Genomic DNA, 23,164 nt, shown 5'->3' with positions numbered 1-23,164 from the left:
ACCTCAATGAAAGTTGTCCAGCTCCTTTCTCAAATTGAATTAACAGGTGCCGAGGCCCACGCCGTCAGTCTTGCCGAAGCCCTTGAGAAAAAAGGCCACCAGATATTTATTATAAGCGATCAACTTCATTCAAAAACATCGATTCCTTTTTTTCCCTTAGCCATACATCGAACAACCTTTATTAAACGACTTCAAAGTATTTTCAAACTTCGACAATTTATCCGTAAAAATAAAATTGAAATCATCCATGCCCATTCTCGAGCCTCAGCAAAAATGGGGTACTGGGCTACCAGGGGACTCGACTGTGCCTTGGTGACCACCCTTCATGGTCGGCAGCACTATTCCCTTTCTAAAAAATTATTCAATCACTACGGTGAAAAAATAATAGCTGTTTGTGAAAATATTAAAAAGCAAATGATTCTTGATTTTAACCTAAGAGAAACTCAAATCCAGGTTATTAGAAATTTCTATCGATTCAAAGAATTGGTTCCCAATTCACCCAATTCACCCAATTCAACAGTTAAACCAACAAATAATTCAACAGCTCCACGGGTCATTTCATTTTTGGGAAGAACGACGGGTCCTAAAGGTCAAAATTGGGAGTTTATCCTTCAGAATTTTTGCGAAATGCTTCTTAAAAAATACCCGCTTATTGAAATTCATTTCGCCGGCGGCCTAGAAACTTCGTTGAATTTAAAAACTCAAGATTTTATAAATTCATTAAAAACAAATTATCCGAACCGGTTTCAATTCCATGGACCTCTAGATAACTTGCAGGGCTTAATTCAAAAAAGTTATTTGGTAGTTGGCGCTGGCCGGATTGCCATTGAATCTTTACTTGCAGGAAAGAAAGTTTTGTCCTTAGGCGAGCAGTCTTACGAAGGTTTAGTGACCGCTTCATCCCTTGAAAAAAATAAATCTTCAAATTTCGGCGATATTCTTGAAACGAATTCTGTTGAAATTAACTGGAACCAATTTTACCAAGACCTTGAATTAGAGATAGAAAATGACGAACCTCAAATTCTCACTCAGCTCTGTGAATCCTATGAAGAGACCCAGGTCCTGGATCAAATCATAGCCACCTATCATTCCGCTTCGTTTAAGAAAAGATATTCTCACCCTATTCCTATATTAATGTACCATCAAGTTGTTGAAAAAGAGATTTCTTCTCCACATAAAATTTTTATAACGGCGGCTCAGTTTGAAAAGCATTTATTGTTTTTAAAGGAAAGTCAGTTTACCTCTCTCACATTCGCTGACCTTTATAGGTACAAGACAGGGATTCTTCCTTGGTCTGAGTTTCCTAAAAAACCAATTATTTTAACCTTTGATGATGGGTATGAAAACAATCTCACACTGGCCCTTCCTTTGTTAAAAAAATATAACTTTAAATCCGTCATTTATTTATTAGCGCATCCGCATACAACAAATTATTGGGATAAAAACTCAGGAGCCCCAAGCTTACCTTTGATGTCCCGCGAACAACGGCAAATTATTTCTGAGTTTATGGAAGTGGGAAGTCATGGATTTGATCATAAAAAGTTATCAGAAATGACAGATAAAGAAGCTTACCATGAAATCTGTGATTCCAAAATCCAACTTGAAAAAGAATTTCAAAAAACCATTTATTCCTATGCCTATACCTATGGTGTACGACATCCGATGGCTTCTGAATTCTGTCTAAAGGCAGGATATCAATATGCCGTGAATACAACGACCGGTGGATTTCATCATGAAGAAGATCCTTACAGCCTTTTCAGAGTGTCTATCTTTCCAACAGACACTGTTTCTAGTTTAAAAAGAAAAACCAAATCATGGTACCGTCGTTATTATTACTTTAAAAGAAAAGAATAGGTTTGATTAATCATGACGGCTAAAATGTATCCTATTAAGTTTAAGGATACTAATTGAATCATCGCAAATTTAAATGATCCTGATTCTTTAATCTGAACAGCCACGGTTGACATGCATTGCAGAGCAATCATAAAAAACACAATTAAACCAAAAACACTCCCAAAGGTAAAAATCTTTTCTCCGTTGGGAAAGCTTGCATTTTTCATCACTTCACTTAATTCCTGAGCTTGTTTTTCACTGTCTTCCGTCACCTTAAAGGTAACAGCTAAGGAAGAAACAAAAACTTCCCTTGCTGCAAAAGCTGAAATCAATCCAACCCCCACTCGCCAATCCACCCCCATGGGTCTAAAAATCGGCTCCATAACTTGCCCCAATTGTGCTGCATAACTTTCACTCAAATGGGGTGCTTTGGAATCAACCCTTGGAAACTCTGTAGAGGCCCAAAGGATAACAGCGAAAATAAAAATAATTGGCCCTGCCTTAACCACATAGGACCTAGTTTTTTGCAGGGCCTGGTTAATTAAAATCCTCCACTTAGGTGCCCGGTAAAGTGGGAGTTCCATCAAAAAGAATTGATCTTTCCCTGCTGGAATAAAGCGACTTAAAACTAATGCCGCAATGGATCCTACAGTCAATGACATTAAGTACAATGCGGCCATAACCATTCCGGCGATAAATGGATTGTCGACGATAAAAAAAGAAATTAATAAAGCATAAACGGGAATTCTGGCTGAACAACTCATCAAGGGAATGATAAATAAAGAAATCATCCTCTCTTTTCTTGATGAAATATTTCTTGCTGCCATCAGGGCTGGAACGGCACAAGCAAATCCAGATAAAAGAGGCACAAAAGATCTTCCTCCCAAACCCAATTTTCGCAAAGGGTGATCAATGATAGCAGCTGCCCTTGGAAGATAACCTGATGATTCCAAAATACCTAAGCCTAAAAAAAGCAAAAATATTTGCGGCACAAAAACGAGAATGGCCGAAAAGCTAGACAAAATTCCTTTTGAAAGAAAATCGCGAAAAAGAGACTCTGGCATCCCCTTATCTAAACTCTCAGAGAGAGTCGCAAACATCCACTTAATGGCATCTGAAAAAGGAGTCGAAAACCAAAAAAGAGAGGCAAAGAGTAAAGTCATTAAAAAGAAAAATATAATAAAACCAAATTTTCCAAGAGCATATTTGTCCATTTTTTGTGTCAAACTCAGAAAATTACTCTGATCCTGATTCAATTTAACCTGATTTAAAATAAGATTTAATTCCATTTTAGCTTTTTGATAATCCAAATAAGTCCAATTTAATTTTTTAATTTCAAACTCATTTTTAGTTTTCAATCCAGAAACTATCTCTTTTAAACCCTCTCCAGTTTGACCGTTAAATGGAAAGACATCGACTCCTAATAGTTCCGCTAATTTGACAAAATCAAGATCTTTATTATATTTTTTTAGAAGATCATCCATGGTGACAATAACAGAGAACGGAAATCCAGCCTTCTTCAATTGAAGAGCCATTATCAAGCTCCGGTCAATATGTAGCCCGTCCATTACCAAAATAACATTTTTATTTTTATCATCCTTGTTTAGGTCATAGAGAACCGAAGAGGTGACCTCTTCATCGGGGCTTTTAGGATTCAAACTATAGGTTCCAGGAGTATCGATAAAAGAAATATCTTTACCTAAATTTGAAGCTATAGAACCAACCGAATACTCCACCGTCGAACCAGGATAGTTAACAGTTTTAAAATGAGAACCCGTGATCCAATTATAAAAAGTTGTCTTACCCGAGTTGGGTGAACCAACTAAAACATAGCTTTTCATTCTAACTCCAAAATCTTAAATTCCTCGTCCCGCAAAGCCATATAAAGACTGTCGGCTTGGATAATCCATGGTCCACCAAACGGTAATCGTCTCATGATCTTAATTTGCATACCTTCGTAAAAACCAAAATCCAAAAGTCGTTGATGAATATTAACATCTTCATTAAGGCTAATTTTTTTAATAGTATAAAAAATATTTGGCTTTAATTGATCGAGTTTTAATTTCTTTTCTTGATTCAAGGGTCTCGTCCTCTTTTTGTAGAATTTTATAAGCACTTATATTAAAAATCCTAGAATAACTTGTTTAATCCGTATTAATGAAAATTAACTGAGAGCGTGTTGATCATCACCAACAACTGTTGTTGCTCCCTGGCCGCGAGTCTCTTCAACTGATAAACGGACCTTTAACACTCCAAATTTTTTGAACAACCTAAGAAAATCCGCAGCTAACAGTCTTGAAAATTGCTCCACCGAGGTATTCGTTATGGGTAATAATAAGACCTCATTCTTTGGGAAGACATAAAATCGATCTCGAAATCTAACCTCTAGAGAAGGGCCGTTTTCTTTAAAATTCATTTCTGGTTGATCTTTTGGCAATAAAACCATTTCATCCCATTCATCCAATCGGGTTTTTATTATTTTTTTAAACTCATTAAAATCGATGAAATATCCCTGATTCATAACCTCAGATCCTGGAGGCACCGTGATATCCACTTTTACCTGATAGTTATGACCATGAAGTCGTTCGGCTCGGTGTTGATCGAAGATTAAAAAATGAGCTGCCGAAAATTTAAAATTTTGTTTTTGCAAAAGAAGTGTTGTAGTCTTCATAGAAAATAGGAATAGGCAAAGATGACCAAGAAAGCAAGAAAATCAGGGGAATACATCGAGTTAAAACAGGAATTTTATATCGAGGCGGCACGAAAACTACCTCAACTCCCTCAACGTCACCCCTGCTCGCAAATTCATGGACACAGCTTCAAAATCACCTTCACTTACCGAGGAAGGCTCAACTCAAGTGTTGGATGGCTTGAGGATTATCATGTATTAGCCACAAAGGCACAACCAATACTTAATCAAATTGATCACCAATTTTTAAATAATATCAAAGGATTGGAAAACCCTACCACAGAACTTCTTTGTATTTGGCTCTATAAGAAAACAAAAAAACAAATTCCCATACTTTTTCAAGTCAGCATCAAAGAAACGACGACAACGGAATGCTGTTATCCTGTGTCTAGATGAAAACTTTAAAGATTATTCATACAAGTTCTGGCCGACTCGAACCTGGGAGTTTGTGTCTATTCCCAATTTGAATTTATCTAACCACTCTGGCCCATACAGAACCACCACCGTGCTTCCCATTCTAAACATTCCCAATTCCTCACCTTTTTTTATTTCAAGTGGTGGAGAGTAAACAATAGATTTTGAAGGGATCTTCCAATTGGTATATAATTTTCTTTCAAATTTTAAGGCAATAGAACCCACATTTGTTGCCCCCACAAAAATGACTCCCACAGGACCATACTCCGTGGCTAGCTCTACATAAATGCGCTCATTTTGTTCATACACCTGGGGAATATTTTGAATTGACCAGTCATTAACGGGCCAAAGATCCCCTGTACAATACTTAATTTGCGTGATCATCCCATCGACAGGGGAATGAACACGATGATAATCTTTAGGTGACAAATAATAGGTTAGGAAATACCCTTGATCATATTTCTCTCGACAATCCTCAATTTGAGTAAAATTTTCCAAACTATATTGGATCCCCTTGGCTTGGATCAATTGGGCCTTTGTAATTTTCCCTTTTTCAGTAATTCGAGAATCACAAGGATGAATTAAAGGACTGTTTCCTATAGGCCTTGCCCCTACTTTAAGCCTTCGAATAAAAAAATCACCTAACGAATTATAGTCGTAGTAGGGGAATTCAGTTTCATTCAAATTAATGCCAAAAAACTGAGCGTAGGTGAGATTTATCTTATTTTGAATGGACTTCGGAAATTTTTTGAATGCCAATCTCCCAATCCATTTACTTATTTTTTTTCTTGGTAAAAACTTTATAATCCACATAGCGGACCACTGTATAATTTCAACTTAATTAAGGCAAGATAAACAGTGAGTCCTTTTTAAAATACCTATTATCTTGGGGAGTGTATGAAAAACTCAGTAGGTGTCAATTTTCTAGTATCCCATCCAGTTAAAATTAATGCTTCTCCTTTTAACTCATTTAGTACAGTACTATGTATAGGTTTTGATAATATTTCAAGAATTATTTTGGAATCTCTAATTGCAGTCTTTATTTGATTGATATTTTTTGCTTCAGCGCCTATTGCTAAGCCAGAAAAAAACGTTTTTATTCCATATTTTTTAATTTCTGATTCTCTGTCATATAAATATTTTTCCATAATTTCTTTAAACCAAGCGTTCATTGAATCAAAGTTAAACTTATTTAAATTTCTCGAAAGAAGAAATAGCAAATAGAAATCCAATGAAAACCTTTTCGTGCCAATATCCACGTAGGGAACTAAATCACTCACCCAGTGTCCATTAGTCCTCTTAAACAATAGAAAATTTTCTCTTTCAAAAAGGCGGCCTGGTCCCTTCTGGTAAAGCATTCGGAATGTTATTTGTTCCAAATCCTTTGCTGTCAAATACACACTTTCACTCCGATCAAAAGTATTCTGATCCGATTGTCTTCTGTTTACAGCATCGATAAAAACATCGACTAACCTTTTATTGTTTAAGTCTGAAATAATTTGTCTTCCAAAAGGTGAGAGCTCGCTTTCCTTAATCTGACGTTCAAACCGTTGGGCTAGCTCACTTTTCATTTCAATTAGTGTTGATTTTTTTCCTGATGTTTCGTTGTCATTTGTAGAGTCACGTTTCAATCTAAGAGCTCCAAGCTCGACGAGCCACTCAGCTTCAAGGCCTGCAGCCATGGATTTTGTTTTTAATAGTGAGGGAATTTGAGATTCAGCCATAGCCATTAAGGTCGATTGCGCTTTCAGATGGCTTTCCAAAATATGAGGAAAAATATTCTCAATATTTTGAATATAAGTATCAATTAATTCCAACAATGGAGTCATAACCAACTCGTCTAAACGAATACTCTCAGGCAGCCAATTTTTTAAGTCTTTTAACTCATTCGCTTTAAGCTGCAAATTCTGTATAAATTCATTTGTTTCAAGAATATCTTTTTTCGTTTCGATCATTGAATCTTTGATGTTTGACTGACAAATACTGATATTTGCTAAACATTTTTTCATTTGATCTGAAAGATCTTTTATTTTTTCTTCATTTCTTCTTGTTTTAGCGAGTTCTGTTTCCAAATTACGATGTAAATTATAAAATGTATTTATTGTTAATTCAGCCTTACTCACCGAAAAACTTATCCCATTCAACTCTTTTTTTTCTGAAATTTTATCCGTCATTTCATTATACTTTTCGAAAATAGTTTTCAGAAATGATTCTATGGTTTCAGAGACAATCAGAATTGGAAATCCATTTGAATTTGAAGACAAATTCTGAATGACCTGATTCAAAAGAGAAATGGGTTCTTCTGTTTTATTGGCATAATTACTTTCGTAATTATTAGCGCCATAGGAGGACAAACAAGAACTGGCCAAAGAATGGGATGCGTTCACTGTCATCATTGAAGCAAAAAGAATATATTTTATATAAGTTCTTAAATTAATCTTTTGAAACTTTTGTAAATACATACTTCACCTCTTTGACTACCCGAACGGCCTCATAAAAAACGTTACCAAGGAAGTTAAAAACTTAATTCTAAAGATTTAATCATATTTGGATTCCGAAATCTAATAAAGTTTCATCTTTATAAAGTCTAAGTCCTTTTTGCATTTCGGATTTTATCAAATCTTTTTGTTCTTTATTTAAATCAACTTTATGACTGGCTTTAATAATTTCTTTATACGCTTCTCCAAGAGAACGGCGATCTGGACCACTTGAAAAATCCCAATAATACTCTTTATAATCCAGGTGGGTATTAATTAACCATATACTAACTCTAGTAAATTCTCCAGGAGACAAATGCACGGCATACCTAGATAACATCTCACCCATAACTATATTTATATCATGTCTAGTGAACTCAATTATTCTTTTATCATCTTTAAGAAACTTAGATACCATAAAATTAATTTTGGAAACAAACATACCCAATGTGTATCCTTTATCTGAGGGATGAACTATATCATTTTTTCCAAAACTCAGCTGATCAAACATTAAAACTTTTTTCGGATCATCTGTTTTAGACCATCCAGCATTTATTCCAGTCAAAATCTGTTCAACAAAGCTTCCCGGTCGCCTTATCATTGCACTTCGAATCTTATAAGCCTGCTTCTCTGTTAAATTGAAATTTTTTGAAAACTTTTGAATCATGCTAAATGCATCAAGTACATCACCTCTAGAAATATACAATGGCGCACCAGCAGAATAACTTACATAAACAAGATAATTTGTTTCTCTCCAAATAATACGCAATGCAATCTCAGTAAAATCTTCCGAAGTCATTTTATCCAAATTATTAGTCAAAACTGTTTTTATTGCTTCATTTTTTTCTTCACCAGAAAAATAAGTACTTCCAGATTTTAATTCTAGAGTCATTAAATCTTGTTTAAATTGTTTAAGGCTATAACCATTTCCATAAAAGTTAATACATTGAACTCCGAATAATTCAAATGAAAAAAAACTTAATCCGATTAGTAAAAACCCAAATTTAAACATAAAATATCCTTTGTTAGTTATTGATACCGTTGTAAAGCAAAAGGATTGGGATTAATTTCGCACAACTCCTCCTCGACGGTTTAAATTAGATCGTAATATAAAGTAAAACTTTAAGCTTTTCACCTGTAGAGATTTGGACATTATGGCAATTATCGTCACTTTCGAACGGCCTCATAAAAAACGTTACCAAAATTCAACGCGCAAAATGAGAAGTCAAATTTTGTCCGAGATCTGCATAAATCTGGAATTACATCGAAAGCATGCCATTAGCCATTAGATTGATGAATAAACTCAGGTTTATAAGGTATGGTTAGCGTGGGCGTAAAAAGATCTACAGTAAGGAGGCTTTTTATCATTTAAGCCGCCTATGGCAGGCCATGGGTCAGATGGGGTCAAAGAAAATGAAGGCGGCTCTACCGGAATGGATTCCTCATTACAAAGCAGTAGATTTTAGTGAACTCGTATCAAAAGAAATTCTAAAAATGAGTTCATGGACACGGTAGCCCACTGTGGGTACTCGATGAGTGGGATATTTGTGTGGAGTTGAAAATTCCCTTTAAAGTTCTCACGGCAAGTGTTGATAATGGAAATGAGTTTTTGAACAACGTTTTAATAGATAATTTTGGAAGCGAAGAAATTCGCGGAAAAAATACCATCAAGATCCAGAGAGGCGGTCCTAATCAAAAGAATGATCAGTGCTATGTAGAACAAAAAAATTATATTCACGTTAGTCATGTGCCCCAAATCAAGTTAACCTAAAAAACAAGAGTTAGATCTAAGCATAAGAGAAAGTATTCCAAGCCAATCACACCTTGAAATGAATTAGGATACCTATATCGCGGCTACTTATATTCCCACGGTACTAGCCAGAGCGGTCTATATTTCAATATCGAGAATAAATGCTTTTTCATTGGACCAGTAGGAGTATTTAAAATAAAGCCAAAAAGGTTCATTGTGATTTTTAGCGTCGTGGAATAGTTGTTCTAAAGCAATAGGATATTTTAAAAATCTTAATATCTTTTTAGCAGTTGATATTTGCTTTTTTAAAAGTAAAATCTCATTTCTTTTTTCTGCTAAAGGAAAAAATCGACTTAGACCATAACGTTTTAATTCGAGCTCTTTTTCATTGCGATAAGTTTGAATTATATCTTTAAGCCAGGATTCATATGCCTGAAATTTTTCAGTTGTAATTCCTTTCAGAAAAAGACCGTAGATTTGGGGAATAAATTTCATATCGTACAAGTCCGTCGGAAAGTCTACCCAAGTATTATATCGAGATTCCCCATAACTTATTGTTCTGAGCCTAGAAAAAAAAGATTCAGGGTGATTATATAGAACAGATAAAATTATCTGTTCTATATCCTTTGGGGTCAGGGAGTCTACTTGAAATGTTGGACCTGTTTTTAGAGATTTTTTTCGCAGATCTAGCGTTTCCCAAAAAACATCTTTAAAGCTCTTGGTTTCAAGGGACTTAAGTAGCTTTGTGCCAAGCTGGGAAAGCTCACTTTGGTCAATCATATGCCTAAATTTTTGAGATAATTCACTTGTTGGAAGTTCGTGTGTTTTTATAACCAGTCCTTGATGTTTAGTAAGTCGATCTTCTTTTGGTCGATCTTTAAGAGAAAAAGAATCATCTTGATTTTTGTAAATTTGAAGAGCTCCTATGCCATAAGCACCTCTGGCCTCAGCTTCGGCAGCTTGAACTTTTGTTTTTAATAAACTGGGCATTTGCAATTCAGCAATGGTCATCAGTGATGACTGAGCTGTCAAGTGAGCATTTACAATCTGAGGAAGGGTTATTTCTACCATTTGAATTTGCGTCGCTATTAGATCTAAGAGACTTAGTCTCATGTTTTCATTTATAGAGTCACTTAACTCTCTCGAGTTTTCTAGATGCAGTTTAAACTCTTTTAGCTCAGAAACTTTTCCCTTGAGTTCTTCTAAATATTCCTTTGCATCATTCATATCACTATTGGACTCTTGTAAAGCATCACGAATATTTAACTGACAAGTAGAAATATTTCTTAAACAAGATTTCATTTGTACAGACAAAGATTTAATTTTTTCTTCATTTCTTTTGGACTTCTCGAGTTCATTATTGATATGTTTCAATAAATCGTAAAAGGTCTGCAATGTTTTTTCAGTGGTGGTCACTGCTAGTTGAAGATTATTAAGTCTCGACTTTTCTTCGATTTTGTCAGTGATGAGGGCATATTTTTTTAGAACTGGTTCTAAATAAGATTTTAACGAATCCGTTACTACTAATAAAGGAAAATTATTTTTATGAATATTCAGATTATTGATTACTTGATCAATTAGCGAAATCGCTTTAAAATTTGATTTAATTTGATAGATAGCAATACAACTAGAATTGGATTTTATCGCAGAACCAGCAGATAAGTTTGAACTATAAATAACAACAAGAATCAAATAAATAAGCAGTAAATTTCCACTTCTATACTTTCTCATAAATATCTCCATGCCAATCAAGATAGAACACTATATTGGTAATTTCACCTGTAGAGATTTGGACATTTTGGCAATTTTCGTCACTTCGAACGGCCTCATAACTTTTTCACCTTACACAACCGTTGAGTACCTTTTTAATCAAAGGTATTGGAGTCGTTCGCCGAAGAAACAATAAACCTTTCTCATCAAAAATTAAGTAACCTAATTTAGGAAACTGTGATACCATCACCGGGTTATATGTCTAAAGTTTTCAAAAATATCAATGTAGGAATCAATGAAGATCTTAAAGAAAAACTTCAGTACCTGGTTCCTGACTACAGTGACTATCGCATTCTGAAACAAAGCGTAGATGCCCGGCAACGACATCATCCCCATTTTGTTTATACTTTGGAAATTGCAGGGCCGAATGAAAAACTCTCTTCGCTTAGTTTTGAAATTGAAACTTTAAAAACTCCACCTAAGGACAAGCCCATTATTGTTGGCACTGGGCCTGCTGGTTTGTTCGCAGCCATACGTTTACTAGAACACGGCATTCCTTCAATAATCTTTGAAAGGGGCTCTCCTGCGGAAAAAAGAATTCTCGGAATTAATCGTTTCTGGCGATATGGAAATTTAGATCCACGAAATAATGTTTGTTTTGGGGAAGGAGGCGCAGGGCTCTACAGTGATGGAAAGTTGATCACACGAATTAAATCCGATCATATTCCCTATGTCATGAATCGCTTGGTTCAATTCGGCGCCCCTAAAGAAATAGAATTTCTTTCCAATCCCCATGTTGGTTCAGATAAAATACGCCGAATCATTCCAAAAATAAGAAATTACTTGCTTTCTCATCACTGCGAAATTCATTTCGAAAATCAAGTTGTAGACTTTATTTCAGATGATAAATCGATTACAGGTGTGATCACGGAAAAAAATCAAAAGTATTACTCATCCAATATTGTCTTAGCCACAGGACATTCTGCACAAGACATTTTACTTACTCTTAAAAATAAAAATGTAGTTATGGAAGGAAAATCCTTCGCTCTGGGAGTTCGGATTGAACACCCGCAAAAGTTGATTAACCAAATTCAGTTTCGTGATTTTTCCGGTCACACCGCTCTGGGCAGTGCCAATTACAAACTGACTTATCATGATGAAAAAACAAATACTGGTGTCTATAGTTTCTGCATGTGTCCCGGAGGCTTTGTCCTTTCCAGCGGTACTGAGCCCGGAGGTCTTGTCTGTAATGGAATGAGTAACTTTAACCGCAATTCTTATTGGGCCAACAGTGCCATTGTCGTTTCCATAGATCATGGAAAATGGTTTGGGAAAAATGTTTGGGGTGGAATGAATTTCCGCAAACAACTCGAGGAAAGGGCCTTTCAAATGGTCCAAAAACAAGGCGGCACCAAACAATTGCCTTCTCAAAAACTCACCGATTTTTTGAAAAATAAAGTAGGAGATCACCTCAAAGGCTCATCCCCTTCAGGAAATATCCCTATTAATTTAAGAGATCTTCTTCCCGATGAAATCTCCCAGTTTCTTGTTCGAGGTATTGAAAATTTTCAGACAAAAATGAAGGGATTTATTTCGCCTGAAGCTCAGTTTTATGCCATCGAATCAAGAACCAGCTGCCCCCTAAGAATTACTCGAGACGAAATCAGTCTTGAAAGTGTTTCCCATCAAAACTTATTTCCTACTGGCGAAGGGGCCGGTTATGCTGGTGGAATTACCTCCGCGGCTTGTGATGGTGTTAGAGTCGCCGATAAAATTTACGAAAAATTTAAATAACCTTCAAAGATTTTTAGTTCATTGCATTTTTTGATTTTAAAAAGAGCGGAAGGACTTTGCTATGTTTTCTAATTGACCAAGAATCCAAAAAGGGTTGCAGTAGTAGAAAATTTAAACTTTAAAGGAAATACTCATGTTTACTTTGAATGCCAAAAACTTAAGTATAAAATCATTTTTGGAAATACATAAAGAACAGCTATTGAAATTAGATCAAATTCGCATTCTCGCGCGAAACAAGTCACTAGCGACGGGATTCTTTATAAATCGCTTTTTTCTAGTCCTTATCTTTGATTCTGTGAGGTGGCATTTCTTCTTGATAGGGGAAGATAGCCCGCTCTGGATAAGATTGTAGGAATATAGGTTGCTGTGATATAAGTACCATAATTCATACCAGAAACTCCATCTGAAATTCCCCCATTATGAATTCCAACAACTTCCAACGTATTTACATCTATAATCGCGGCTCCACTGCTACCAGGATTGGTATCACATTGGTGATGTATCAAACCCAATGGGATATCCGGTCTGAAAACTTTTCGAATCTCACATATTCCTGACCAAACCAAGGGTAAGGTAAAAGGATGTGAAAATATGGTAACTCTAGTTGATAATGGAACAGAACCGTCGAGTTTAATAGGTAGCTCGGCCCTCGGCGGGTTATCAACTTTAAATAAAGCGTAGTCTCTTATCTTGGTATCTTCTAAAACTAAAACCTGACGACAATTACTTGTTGAAGTTGGATTTTTCCCTTCACGAACCCCCCAAAGTACTTGAATCCCTTCACAACCTTGTTTGTACTTTACCTTTTCGGCATTAAAACAATGACCAGCTGAAATCACAAGCCCTTGCCCTAAGTGTGTAGCTGTGCAACCCACAGTCATCAAACCAACAGCTTCAAGAACTGGAAGAAATTTATAGGGAATATTAGATCCATTGGCCTTAACCGTTCTAAAATTATCAGAACCAACAATAATTCTATTAATAACTAATTTATTTTGGGAGCTTGAATTGAATTGATTCGAAAATGTTTGAGCTATCGAATTGGGAAAAATTGTTAACACTCCAATTAAAAGACCAATTCTAAGAAAAAATAAAAATGATGTCATCATACCCACACCCTATTCTAAGAAAAAAGTTATATCTTTTCGTCTCCTTTGATGGCAAGGGCATTTAGGACCTAAATGCGAGTCTTTGCTTGTTTTGTATTTTTTTCTTAACCAAATCGACCTGACGATAGTGTTGACAAAAAAATCACAGTACGTAAGACTTTAAAAATGAAAACTATAGAATTAATATTCGTTGTATTTTTTCTTTCCATCTCATTTTTACTCTCATGTCAAAAGACTCGAAGTGATATTGATCAAGCAACTAATATTCAAGGCGGCAGATGCCGTTTAACTAAAGTAAATTCTGGCTACCTTTGTATCGATTTCAATAGCGGATCCGATTCTAATACAGATAGTACAACATGTACCGCAGAGTTTAATCGCTACAGCGCTAGCGCTGGTATAAATGGGATAAATTGGCTTTCAGGAAACTCAAATACATGTTCAACAGCTTCGTCCGATACAAGTGTGGGCAGCTGTACACGAACGGATGGCATCATTAGATACTATGATACCTATTTCAACGCCAGCACTGCACAGATCGATTGCTCCACCACCCATGGCGGCACCTGGACACCTTAACTGAAATTAAGTTCTTAAATTCGACAGTTTTAACATTTGAAAAGGCAACAAATAATTTTAAGTGCCATTATTCACAGGCAAATGGCATAAATCCGGTATTAACAAATGAACCCATCTCATTTTTATACTTATCTTTGGCTTCAATTATAACTGTGCTACCCTTATGCGTAAACTTACCGATTTTGAATAACCAGGCGCGCCTGATGGATTTAAGATCTAATCCAACATTAAAAAAATTGCCAAAATCTGGCGAATTCAAGTACTCTTCTGTTCCCTGGATAAGAATCTCTGCTTGGTTCATGTTAGGTGTCGTTGACGTTAATCCCGGACCAACAAAAAATTCTGAAATAGTTGCTGATTCCTCGGGTAATTCGTTCATAGTGCCATTTACCAATTGAATCGTTTTAGCAATGAACTTATTTCCGTTTTTTATAATTTGAATCGTAGTTGGAATAACACGACTATCTCCAGGCATTTTTTTATTAAATGTACAAGTCTTCAAAACTTCGCCTGCAAAGGAAGCTGATGTACAAATTGTAAACGAAATTAACACAAGACCTAAAATAGTTGTCATTTTTTTCACAAGAATCTCCCCATTTAATTTGAAATTCAACATTACCGATTGTGATATTTAATGGCAAACCAGGTGCCACTAAGTGTTTTTGCAATACATGAACTTCCTATACCCCATACAAAAGAATCCACTACACGTTTCTGCGGTATTCGATTTAACCATTGTTACAAGTATACTATTTGGAAGCCTGCAGAAGGTTTCCATTGATCGCGTTTTAAAGCTTGTTGAAGCTGTGAGATTGATTCCGGAGGTTAAACTTCACAACGCTGTCTGAGTTTGAATATGATATTTTAGTTTCTGAGAACTTTCGTTAGCGAGACAAAGAACCACTTCCGCTCTTGAAAAATCCTTTTTTCCCCCTTACGATTTCGATTGATCTAGGTAAAGTACTCACGTTTACGTATTTCGTAGTCCTGAATTTTTTTGTGCAAGTAAGTTCTTTCAATTTCTAAACGATTTGCAGCTTCTGAAATGTTACCCGATGCCTGCTTTAGAACATCTAGAATATATTCGCGCTCGACACGATTTTTAAAATCCTTTAGAGAATTTCCAGAAAAAGAAGTTTTGGAGGAGGCAGTCGATGGTAAAAATGATAGTAAATGAACATCAAGCACTTGACCACCCAGAATAGACATTCGCTCAATGACATTTTTAAGTTCCCGAATATTTCCAGGCCAATGGTATTCCATTAATTGCTTCATTGCTTTTGGAGAAATAAATTTCTGAGGAATTCGGTTGATGCGCACATACTCTGAAAGGAAATGCTCTGCCAAAAGTGGAATATCTTGGGTGCGCTCGCACAGTGCTGGTGAATGAATAGGAAATACATTCAATCGAAAATATAAATCCTCTCGAAACCGACCGGCAGCGACATCGCGAGACAAATCACGATTAGTTGCAGCAACGATTCTAACATCGACAGGAATGACTCTCTCTGATCCTAATTTTTGAATTTCTTTTTGCTGAGTCACTCGTAGAATTTTAGCCTGAGCCGCTAAACTCATTTCTCCGATTTCATCCAGAAATATGGTTCCACCATGAGCTAATTCAAAGAATCCTTTTTTATTGCGATCTGCACCAGTGTAGGCGCCTTTTACATATCCAAAAAACTCGCTCTCAATCAGATTTTCAGGAATAGATGAACAGTTTACTTTAATAAACGGACCACTAGCAACACGACTTTGAGCGTGGATCTCTTTAGCTATAAGTTCTTTCCCCGTTCCACTTTCGCCAGAAATTAAAACAGAAACTGTCGTTGGAGCTACTTTACTGATAGCTGCGACAACATTAAGGAAAGAAGGGGACTTGCCTTTAAAATCAGTCTCAACGACCTGACTCTTTAAATCATTCATTTCATTTTTAATTTTTTTCAGTTGCAAACACTTTTCAATCGTAACAACAAGTTTTTCTGGAGCGAATGGCTTTTCTAAAAAATCATAGGCACCCAACTGGACACCTTTTACGGCATCCGACAAGCTGGCCTGACCGGAAATAAAAATGACTGGGATTTCATAGCCATCAGCGATCAAACGCTGAAATAAATCGATGCCTGTGAGCTCGTCCATGCAAATATCACAAACGATGATGTCAGGTTCCCCATTTTTTAGTTCTATCAACACAGCGACTGGATTTTCAAAAACAGAAACGACAAAACCTTCGTTCTGTAATGCGATTTGAAGACTTTTTCTAATGTTTTTATCGTCATCGACAACGAAGAGACGTTTTTGATTCATATTTCCCTCTTAAATAGTGGAAGTCTTACATGGAATTTTACGCCGCCAATCGCTTCCAAACATTGAATTTCACCATTGTGCTCAAGAACTATTGTTTTCACAATCGTTAATCCTAACCCTTTATTCGTATGGGTATTTTTCGTTGAGTAATACATATCGAAAATTCGTTCTCGTTCTGGTGCACTTAGCTCTATACCCGTATTAAAAATGCTGAATTGCAATTGGCCTTCGGATAAATAAAGATCCAAAGTGAAATCAACTTCTTTATTCAAATTAGCATCGATAGCATTTTCCACTAAGTTAGCTAAAAGTGTGCGAAACAGTTTAGCATCTAATAAAACTGGAAACTCACCAGCTGTTTTAACGAAATTAAATTTTGCCTCGGTCCAAATATCCTTATACTGAACGACAAAGTTTTTTATGAATTGGCCAAAATCTACTTTTTCAAGTTTAGGTTTAGGTACACTGGCAAAATCAGAAAACTCATTCACCATGTTAGACAGAAACAAAATTTCCTCTTCGATAGCGATCGCCGCTTCCTTGACTTCAATTGTATTTGCAGAAGACTGTTTTTTTAGTTGAGATGCCCAAATACGAATTGGTTGAATCGGTCTTCGCATTTCATGAGCGATTTTCTGGGCAACCTCTTTCCATTTTGCAATTTCATTTAAAAAAAGAGATTTTTCTTTCGCTTTTATTAATTCATCAAGTGATTTCACATACATTTGGTTTACTTTAAAACTGAGAGCCGTTCCTGCAAAAAACGAAATAAATATGATTATTCCAAACAAAAGAAAAAAGTATTTAATTGAAGTCAACCGGACGGCTTTACTAAAATAAGTGTCTTCGCCGTAGAGTAATTTTAAATTTTGAAGGTCTTGAAACTTATTTCTGTACTCATTTTCATTTACTGGATCAAATTTCGAAAGTTTTTTAAGGGAGGCTTCATAAGCTAACAAGGATCTATTCAAATCAGCGTTTAAATATATTTTTTCTTGGGTTTCTAAAATATCATTTAGTAAGAAATAGTTGGAAATCAAAGGGAAAATTCCGATGATCAGAAGTGTGACAACTAAAAGGATGAGTACTTTATTTCTCATTTTCAAAATCCTTTCCGCTGACTTTTATTCTGTCTGACTCAAAAATCCAAGCACCTTCGACGATCTCGCTATCTAATTCCGAATTAAGAACTTTATTAAAAACCGAAGTTTTTACCGTATCAAAAGCCGAGGCCCCTTGGTCATTTGACGGTGTTTGTTTAGAAGTAGGTGCCCGATTGGATATGCCTGGTAAGTTAACTTGATTTTCTGCTAACCATGTTTTAATTTTCTTTTGCTTTTCTTTTGTGATTGGATCCAAAATAACAGTAACTTTGACTTCGTAATTATCTGATTTTTTGAAATCTGAAGCCTTCAAAGTTGAAGAAAATTTATAGGACTTGAGTTTTTCAAGAATGTTGGATGTATGACTGTATTTATCCACAGAGTTATTTGAACCGACTTCTTTAGTAACAAAGTACAACTCGTCCCAAAGGTCAAAAATAACCTTCACAGCAATATCAGAAGCAAATACCAATTGACCATTTTTCCAAACACTTTGCTTCAATATATAAATATTAGAAAGTCCACTCTTAAGAGACTTCTCAAAATTTTCAGGAAAAGAAATATCACTTACTAGAAAGGAAATCTGACTACCCTCTTTTATAGATTTAACTTCAACCGCAAAACATTCAAAATAAAACACTAGGAAAATGAAAGCGATGCGCATTACATGTTCCCCCAATAAGTAAGCCCGAGCTTTAACAATCCAAATCCAGCAAATTCTGTTATATAACCCGCACGGAAGTTCACAGTGCTAAAGTCTTTAGTAGCGATAGGATTCACATCAACGAATAATCGCGAACGAGATCCTAACCCGTTTAAGCGATCTTTCAATTGATAACTGTAAAGTAAGGAACTATTACTCTGGACCTCTGGTGCTATTAAATCATTAAACCGATAAATATTTGAAGATAAACTCAAGTAGTTTTTCGGTGCTAAGGACCAATTCTTTTTGAAAAAAAGGTATTCATACGATCTATCGTTATTGATGTAGGAATCAGTTAAAGACTGTTGATGTTCCTCAGAATAACTTAAGGCAAAGCGGCTTCCTGAGGTTGAAAAATTGGTATCATCTTCTGAATTCCATCCATAGGTAATTGAATCAACAATGCTAGTGCGCTTCGAAGCATCGTTGCTGTTTTGAAAGCGATACACTTCCTCTTTTTTCATTTGTGAAATTGAAATATTAGAGAAATCAAAGAATCGAATTCCAAACAAGGCTGAATAATGGTCATTCTTATCATAAAAACCAAAATCTGCTGAGTCTGGACTATTTAATGGTCGTTCAAAGGAAGCATTAAAATTAAAGAATAGTTTTTTAGATCCAAATAAATTGGGATCTACATAAGACAAAGTACCGATAAAGTATTTTGAGTTCTGCCAAGAGAATTCATTTTGGCTATAGGTAAAACGTAATATTTTTCCTAACCCTAATAGATTTCGGTTTCCTATGCTGACATTTCGCCTATTAAAATTGCTGTATTTACTGCCCTCAAGACCATATTCTACCTCCATAAAAAATGGATTACCTTCAATCACCTCGATAACTATATCTACATGGCCTCTTTCCGAGCTCTTCTTCATAAAAATATTTACAGAATTGAAAAGATTTTTTAATTGAAGACGAATTTTTGCATTTGATAGCTCTTCTTCATTAACTTTGTCGCCAACATTTAAATAAATCTCTTTTTGAATTAAATCACAGCTGGTATTTGAATTTCCTTCGCATACAATTTTATCAATGACGAATTCATTTGGATTCGGCACATCCTGTGCTTTCAAAAACCATGGCGAAAGTAAAAAAATAAATACAAGTTTCATTTTGAAGTCCCCTTTTCTATATTGTTACCAAATAGAAAGAGCAAAAGGGCCACCAAAACCCGAGGCAACTTAGAAATGCTAACCTATTGAAATTAAAAGCAATATACCACGTTAACAAGTTAAGGGTGTATAAAAAAACAGACAGCTGTACACTCTAGTTTATATTCCTTTGAATTTAAATAGTAAATTATAACCTTGTATTTTATACAAGCTTGCCACTTCTGGTTTATCTTGGGCCAATGGCAGGAATAAATTGTAACCTGAGTTTCAAAGAGAATCCACTACACGTTTCTGCGGTATTCCCCACCGACTTCATACAGGGCTTGTGAAAGCTGATAAAGACTGCAGTACCTGGCTGCTTTCATTAAGGACGCAAAAATATTATCCCCCTTTAAAGCCACGGTTTTTAATTCCTGCAAACAATCTGAAGCCTGTTTGCAGTTTTTTTCTTTAAATTCAACGATGTTGTCTAATTGGAATTTCTTTTCTTCATAACTGGCTCTGGCCATCTCAATTTTTGGAGGTACATAGTCTTTCACGGCGGTTTTAGGATCGACAAAGGTGTTCACACCCACAATCGGTAGGGTTCCATCGTGTTTTAATTTTTCATAATAGAGAGACTCTTCTTGAATTTTGGACCGCTGGTACTGGGTCTCCATCGCTCCGAGGACTCCGCCGCGTTCATTAATTCGTAAAAACTCTTCGAGAACGGCTTCCTCAACCAAATCGGTCAGCTCTTCTACAAAATAACTACCTTGAAGTGAGTTTTCATTTTTGCTTTGCCCCAATTCCCTATTGATAATCATTTGGATGGCCATGGCTCTACGTACAGATTCCTCTGTTGGGGTGGTTATCGCTTCGTCATAGGCATTGGTATGAAGGCTATTGCAATTATCATTTAAAGCCATGAGCGCTTGCAAGGTGGTTCGGATATCATTAAAAGCCATCTCTTGAGCATGAAGAGACCGACCACTAGTTTGAATATGATATTTTAATTTCTGAGAGCGTTCATTGGCGCGGTAAAGGTCTTTCATGGCAATCGCCCAAATACGTCGAGCCACGCGCCCCAGAACCGTGTACTCGGCATCCAAACCATTGGAAAAAAAGAAACTCAAATTAGGAGCAAATTCATCGATAGGCAAACCCCTTTGAAGATAATATTCGACAAAGGTAAACCCATTGGACAAGGTAAAGGCTAACTGAGAGATCGGATTCGCTCCGGCTTCGGCAATATGATATCCCGAAATACTTACTGAATAGAAATTTTTAATCTTGTTATTGACAAAATATTCTTGAATATCACCCATCATCTTTAATGCAAATTGGATCGAAAAAATGCAGGTATTTTGCCCCTGATCTTCCTTTAGAATATCGGCTTGCACGGTACCTCGAACATTTTGCACTGTCCAGGCGGAAACTTCTTTCAATTCAATTTCGCTCAATTTTCGACCCAATTCTTTTTCTTTCTTTTCAACTTGCTGATCCAAAGCCGTATTAAAAAAATAAGCCAAAATAATTGGCGCGGGTCCATTGATCGTCATGCTGACACTGGTGTTTGGAGAACAAAGATCAAACCCTGCATAAAGTTTTTTCATATCCTCAAGACAGCAAATGCTGACTCCACTTTCCCCAACCTTGCCAAAAATATCCGGTCGCAGGTCAGGATCTTGTCCATACAGGGTCACCGAATCAAAAGCCGTTGAAAGACGATGAGCCTTTTCACCCTGGCAAAGAAAGTGAAATCGTTTATTGGTTCTTTCTGGAGTTCCCTCACCTGCAAACATCCGCTTAGGATCTTCATCTGTGCGCTTTGTTGGAAAAACTCCAGCTGTAAAAGGAAATTCCCCCGGTACATTTTCTAATTTTAAATATTTAAATCGATCTCCCCAATCTGATTTATCTGGAACGACAACTTTTTTAATTTTTGTTCCAGAAAGTGTTCGTGTCACTAAGGAGTTACGAAATTCCTTTCCACGAACATGATAGACCATTTCGTCTTGGGCGTATAAATTATATTTCTCGTCCCATCCCAAAAGTTCTTTCTTCTCTTCAAGGCTTAACTGAGAAAGAACTTTGTCTGCATAATTTTTAAATTCAACTTCGTTGATAATTCTTTTTAAATCTAAAGTTTTAATATTTTCGTAAAAACCGACTCGAGATAACTCCGGCATCAAGGCACAAACTCTTTTTTTATAATTCCTAATCGTGTTGGTAATTTCAAGTAAGTATTGAACTCTAGCTCCTGGAATGATCACACTTTCTTTTCCCGCTATCATTTCGTTATTTTGAGTTTTAAACTCTAACTGCTTCACTAATTCGGTAAATAATTGATTTACACCACTGTCATTAAATTGCGCCGCCTGGGTTAAAAAAACAGGCACCACAGTCGCATCATCAAATATTTTTCTGGACCGGCGATATTGCTTACTCACTGCCCTCAGTGCGTCCAAAGCTCCTCTTCGATCTGACTTATTTATGGCTACAATGGAAGCAAAATCAAGCATGTCAATTTTTTCCAATTGCGAAGGAGCTCCATACTCGCTCGTCATGACATAGATAGGAAGGTCACAAATTTCTGTAATTTGCGAAGAGGCTTGTCCTATCCCACTGGTTTCTGCAATAATTAAATCAAAATCTAAATCCTTGAACAGATTCAAAATATTTTTAAGAGGTAATGAAATCTCTTGCCCCGATCCACGCGTAGCCAAGCTCCTCATGAAAATATGGGATCTGGATAAAGAATTCATGCGAATACGATCCCCCAATAAGGCCCCACCCGTTTTTCTTTTCGAAGGATCAACACAGGCAATGGCTATTTTCATTTGCGGAAATTGGTTTAAAAATCGAAGCGCCAGTTCGTCGATCAAGGAAGATTTTCCTGCGCCCCCAGTTCCCGTAATTCCAACAACGAAGGGGGCCTTCTTTTTTTTATTAGCAAAGGAACTTAATTCTAATTTTTCTAGATCGAAGGTCTCTGTTTTGCCAGAATTTCCATTTGGCTCTGAATTTCCGGAATTTAATTCGATGGAATTGATAGCCCTGCCTAAAGCCAACATGGGGATAGGGTCTTTTCCTAAACTTGAGGCAAAATAGTTTGTCTTTTGAAGAGTTGATTCCATTTTCATTAGAACTTGAGATCGAGGATCAAAATCGCAGGCCTCCATAATCATTTGAATCATGCCTTCTAGTCCCATTTTTCGGCCATCTTCTGGGTGAAAGATTTGATTGATCCCGTAGGCTTCTAGCTCTTTCTTTTCTTCCCAAACGATAACCCCACCTCCACCGCCAAATATTTTCACGTAGGACAAACCACATTCAGCTAAAATATCTTTTAAATATTTAAAGTATTCCATGTGACCACCCTGATAGGAACTCACGCACACACCCTGGGCCCCCTCTTGAAGTATGGCTTTGGCCACATCTAAAACACTGCGGTTATGCCCCAGATGAATCACCTCGGCACCATGATCTTGAAGCAATCTGCGAATAATATTTATAGTTGCATCATGCCCATCAAATAAAGATGCTGCCGTGACAATACGAATGGGATTTTTTGGAGTCCTATGAGTTACCATTTAATT

At 36.2% G+C, this 23,164-nt stretch carries 19 protein-coding genes; 5 read left to right on the top strand and 14 right to left on the bottom strand.

Annotated features, from left to right (window positions below; translation table 11 throughout):
- Positions 1–6 precede the first annotated feature (6 nt).
- Positions 7–1,854 (top strand): polysaccharide deacetylase family protein, encoded by a 1,848-nt coding sequence (locus tag J0M15_08835; GenBank protein MBN8537147.1) that lies wholly within the window; start codon positions 7–9, stop codon positions 1,852–1,854.
- Here the strand turns inward: J0M15_08835 and J0M15_08830 are convergent.
- The 3 genes from J0M15_08830 to J0M15_08820 all read right to left on the bottom strand — a co-directional run bounded on the left by J0M15_08830 (position 1,833) and on the right by J0M15_08820 (position 4,504).
- On the bottom strand, positions 1,833–3,674 hold the full coding sequence (locus J0M15_08830) for a ferrous iron transporter B (protein ID MBN8537146.1): 1,842 nt from the start codon (positions 3,672–3,674) through the stop codon (positions 1,833–1,835). The two genes, J0M15_08835 and J0M15_08830, sit on opposite strands and share 22 nt — an antisense overlap.
- On the bottom strand, positions 3,671–3,913 hold the full coding sequence (locus J0M15_08825; GenBank protein MBN8537145.1) for a ferrous iron transport protein A: 243 nt from the start codon (positions 3,911–3,913) through the stop codon (positions 3,671–3,673). Before J0M15_08825 ends, J0M15_08830 begins: the two co-directional genes overlap by 4 nt.
- An 84-nt stretch (positions 3,914–3,997) precedes the next feature.
- Positions 3,998–4,504, bottom strand: coding sequence for a 6-carboxytetrahydropterin synthase (locus J0M15_08820; protein ID MBN8537144.1), 507 nt, complete (start codon positions 4,502–4,504; stop codon positions 3,998–4,000).
- A 21-nt stretch (positions 4,505–4,525) separates the two neighbouring features.
- Between J0M15_08820 and J0M15_08815 the strand changes: the two genes are divergently transcribed.
- Positions 4,526–4,918, top strand: a complete 393-nt coding sequence (locus tag J0M15_08815; protein ID MBN8537143.1) for a 6-pyruvoyl tetrahydropterin synthase family protein — start codon at positions 4,526–4,528, stop codon at positions 4,916–4,918.
- Between the two features lie 12 nt (positions 4,919–4,930).
- On the opposite strand, the gene psd is transcribed toward J0M15_08815, so the two are convergent.
- The 3 genes from psd to J0M15_08800 form a co-directional block, all read right to left on the bottom strand.
- Positions 4,931–5,749 (bottom strand): phosphatidylserine decarboxylase, encoded by an 819-nt coding sequence (gene psd / locus J0M15_08810; GenBank protein ID MBN8537142.1) that lies wholly within the window; start codon positions 5,747–5,749, stop codon positions 4,931–4,933.
- Positions 5,750–5,817: 68 nt separating this feature from the next.
- The gene (locus J0M15_08805) at positions 5,818–7,398 is read right to left on the bottom strand and encodes a hypothetical protein (protein ID MBN8537141.1); all 1,581 of its coding nucleotides are present in this window, start codon (positions 7,396–7,398) and stop codon (positions 5,818–5,820) included.
- 79 nt (positions 7,399–7,477) lie between these two features.
- On the bottom strand, positions 7,478–8,425 hold the full coding sequence (locus J0M15_08800; protein ID MBN8537140.1) for a hypothetical protein: 948 nt from the start codon (positions 8,423–8,425) through the stop codon (positions 7,478–7,480).
- A gap of 537 nt (positions 8,426–8,962) precedes the next feature.
- Here J0M15_08800 and J0M15_08795 point away from each other — a divergent pair.
- The gene (locus tag J0M15_08795) at positions 8,963–9,184 is read left to right on the top strand and encodes a hypothetical protein (GenBank protein MBN8537139.1); all 222 of its coding nucleotides are present in this window, start codon (positions 8,963–8,965) and stop codon (positions 9,182–9,184) included.
- A 117-nt stretch (positions 9,185–9,301) separates the two neighbouring features.
- On the opposite strand, the gene J0M15_08790 is transcribed toward J0M15_08795, so the two are convergent.
- Complete coding sequence (locus J0M15_08790; GenBank protein MBN8537138.1) at positions 9,302–10,894, bottom strand: hypothetical protein; 1,593 nt, start codon at positions 10,892–10,894, stop codon at positions 9,302–9,304.
- A 237-nt stretch (positions 10,895–11,131) separates the two neighbouring features.
- Here J0M15_08790 and J0M15_08785 point away from each other — a divergent pair, with 237 nt between their 5' ends.
- Entirely contained in the window at positions 11,132–12,667 is a 1,536-nt protein-coding gene (locus J0M15_08785) for a hypothetical protein (protein MBN8537137.1), read from the top strand.
- A 281-nt stretch (positions 12,668–12,948) separates the two neighbouring features.
- On the opposite strand, the gene J0M15_08780 is transcribed toward J0M15_08785, so the two are convergent.
- Complete coding sequence (locus J0M15_08780; protein ID MBN8537136.1) at positions 12,949–13,776, bottom strand: trypsin-like peptidase domain-containing protein; 828 nt, start codon at positions 13,774–13,776, stop codon at positions 12,949–12,951.
- Between the two features lie 165 nt (positions 13,777–13,941).
- On the opposite strand from J0M15_08780, the gene J0M15_08775 reads away from it, so the two are divergent.
- Positions 13,942–14,355, top strand: a complete 414-nt coding sequence (locus tag J0M15_08775; protein MBN8537135.1) for a hypothetical protein — start codon at positions 13,942–13,944, stop codon at positions 14,353–14,355.
- A 67-nt stretch (positions 14,356–14,422) separates the two neighbouring features.
- Here J0M15_08775 and J0M15_08770 read toward each other — a convergent pair whose 3' ends face one another.
- The 6 genes from J0M15_08770 to J0M15_08745 all read right to left on the bottom strand — a co-directional run bounded on the left by J0M15_08770 (position 14,423) and on the right by J0M15_08745 (position 23,158).
- The gene (locus J0M15_08770; protein MBN8537134.1) at positions 14,423–14,938 is read right to left on the bottom strand and encodes a hypothetical protein; all 516 of its coding nucleotides are present in this window, start codon (positions 14,936–14,938) and stop codon (positions 14,423–14,425) included.
- A gap of 368 nt (positions 14,939–15,306) precedes the next feature.
- Entirely contained in the window at positions 15,307–16,662 is a 1,356-nt protein-coding gene (locus J0M15_08765; GenBank protein ID MBN8537133.1) for a sigma-54-dependent Fis family transcriptional regulator, read from the bottom strand.
- On the bottom strand, positions 16,659–17,762 hold the full coding sequence (locus tag J0M15_08760; GenBank protein ID MBN8537132.1) for a HAMP domain-containing histidine kinase: 1,104 nt from the start codon (positions 17,760–17,762) through the stop codon (positions 16,659–16,661). Before J0M15_08760 ends, J0M15_08765 begins: the two co-directional genes overlap by 4 nt.
- Positions 17,752–18,429 carry a hypothetical protein gene (locus J0M15_08755; GenBank protein MBN8537131.1) on the bottom strand — a complete coding sequence of 226 codons (678 nt, stop codon included), beginning with the start codon at positions 18,427–18,429 and terminating at the stop codon, positions 17,752–17,754. The genes J0M15_08760 and J0M15_08755 overlap by 11 nt, the downstream gene beginning before the upstream one ends.
- Positions 18,429–19,583, bottom strand: coding sequence for a hypothetical protein (locus tag J0M15_08750; protein ID MBN8537130.1), 1,155 nt, complete (start codon positions 19,581–19,583; stop codon positions 18,429–18,431). Before J0M15_08750 ends, J0M15_08755 begins: the two co-directional genes overlap by 1 nt.
- 281 nt (positions 19,584–19,864) lie before the next feature.
- Entirely contained in the window at positions 19,865–23,158 is a 3,294-nt protein-coding gene (locus J0M15_08745; protein MBN8537129.1) for a cobalamin-dependent protein, read from the bottom strand.
- Positions 23,159–23,164: the final 6 nt, after the last annotated feature.

This window comes from Deltaproteobacteria bacterium, assembly GCA_017302835.1.
Taxonomy (GTDB): domain Bacteria; phylum Bdellovibrionota; class Bdellovibrionia; order Bdellovibrionales; family Bdellovibrionaceae; genus UBA2316.
Note: the sequence above shows the minus strand (reverse complement) of the source record. Positions and strands in the feature narration are given on the sequence as shown.

Bases quoted from the DNA above. Each gene is read 5' to 3' on its own strand.
- J0M15_08830 (MBN8537146.1), bottom strand. From the start codon at position 3,674: ATGAAAAGCTATGTTTTAGTTGGTTCACCCAACTCGGGTAAGACAACT.
- J0M15_08820 (MBN8537144.1), bottom strand. From the start codon at position 4,504: ATGAAGACTACAACACTTCTTTTGCAAAAACAAAATTTTAAATTTTCG.
- J0M15_08765 (MBN8537133.1), bottom strand. From the start codon at position 16,662: ATGAATCAAAAACGTCTCTTCGTTGTCGATGACGATAAAAACATTAGA.
- J0M15_08815 (MBN8537143.1), top strand. From the start codon at position 4,526: ATGACCAAGAAAGCAAGAAAATCAGGGGAATACATCGAGTTAAAACAG.
- J0M15_08790 (MBN8537138.1), bottom strand. From the start codon at position 10,894: ATGAGAAAGTATAGAAGTGGAAATTTACTGCTTATTTATTTGATTCTT.
- J0M15_08805 (MBN8537141.1), bottom strand. From the start codon at position 7,398: ATGTATTTACAAAAGTTTCAAAAGATTAATTTAAGAACTTATATAAAA.
- J0M15_08755 (MBN8537131.1), bottom strand. From the start codon at position 18,429: ATGCGCATCGCTTTCATTTTCCTAGTGTTTTATTTTGAATGTTTTGCG.
- J0M15_08775 (MBN8537135.1), top strand. From the start codon at position 13,942: ATGAAAACTATAGAATTAATATTCGTTGTATTTTTTCTTTCCATCTCA.
- psd (MBN8537142.1), bottom strand. From the start codon at position 5,749: ATGTGGATTATAAAGTTTTTACCAAGAAAAAAAATAAGTAAATGGATT.
- J0M15_08760 (MBN8537132.1), bottom strand. From the start codon at position 17,762: ATGAGAAATAAAGTACTCATCCTTTTAGTTGTCACACTTCTGATCATC.
- J0M15_08835 (MBN8537147.1), top strand. From the start codon at position 7: ATGAAAGTTGTCCAGCTCCTTTCTCAAATTGAATTAACAGGTGCCGAG.
- J0M15_08800 (MBN8537140.1), bottom strand. From the start codon at position 8,425: ATGTTTAAATTTGGGTTTTTACTAATCGGATTAAGTTTTTTTTCATTT.
- J0M15_08750 (MBN8537130.1), bottom strand. From the start codon at position 19,583: ATGAAACTTGTATTTATTTTTTTACTTTCGCCATGGTTTTTGAAAGCA.
- J0M15_08745 (MBN8537129.1), bottom strand. From the start codon at position 23,158: ATGGTAACTCATAGGACTCCAAAAAATCCCATTCGTATTGTCACGGCA.
- J0M15_08780 (MBN8537136.1), bottom strand. From the start codon at position 13,776: ATGATGACATCATTTTTATTTTTTCTTAGAATTGGTCTTTTAATTGGA.
- J0M15_08785 (MBN8537137.1), top strand. From the start codon at position 11,132: ATGTCTAAAGTTTTCAAAAATATCAATGTAGGAATCAATGAAGATCTT.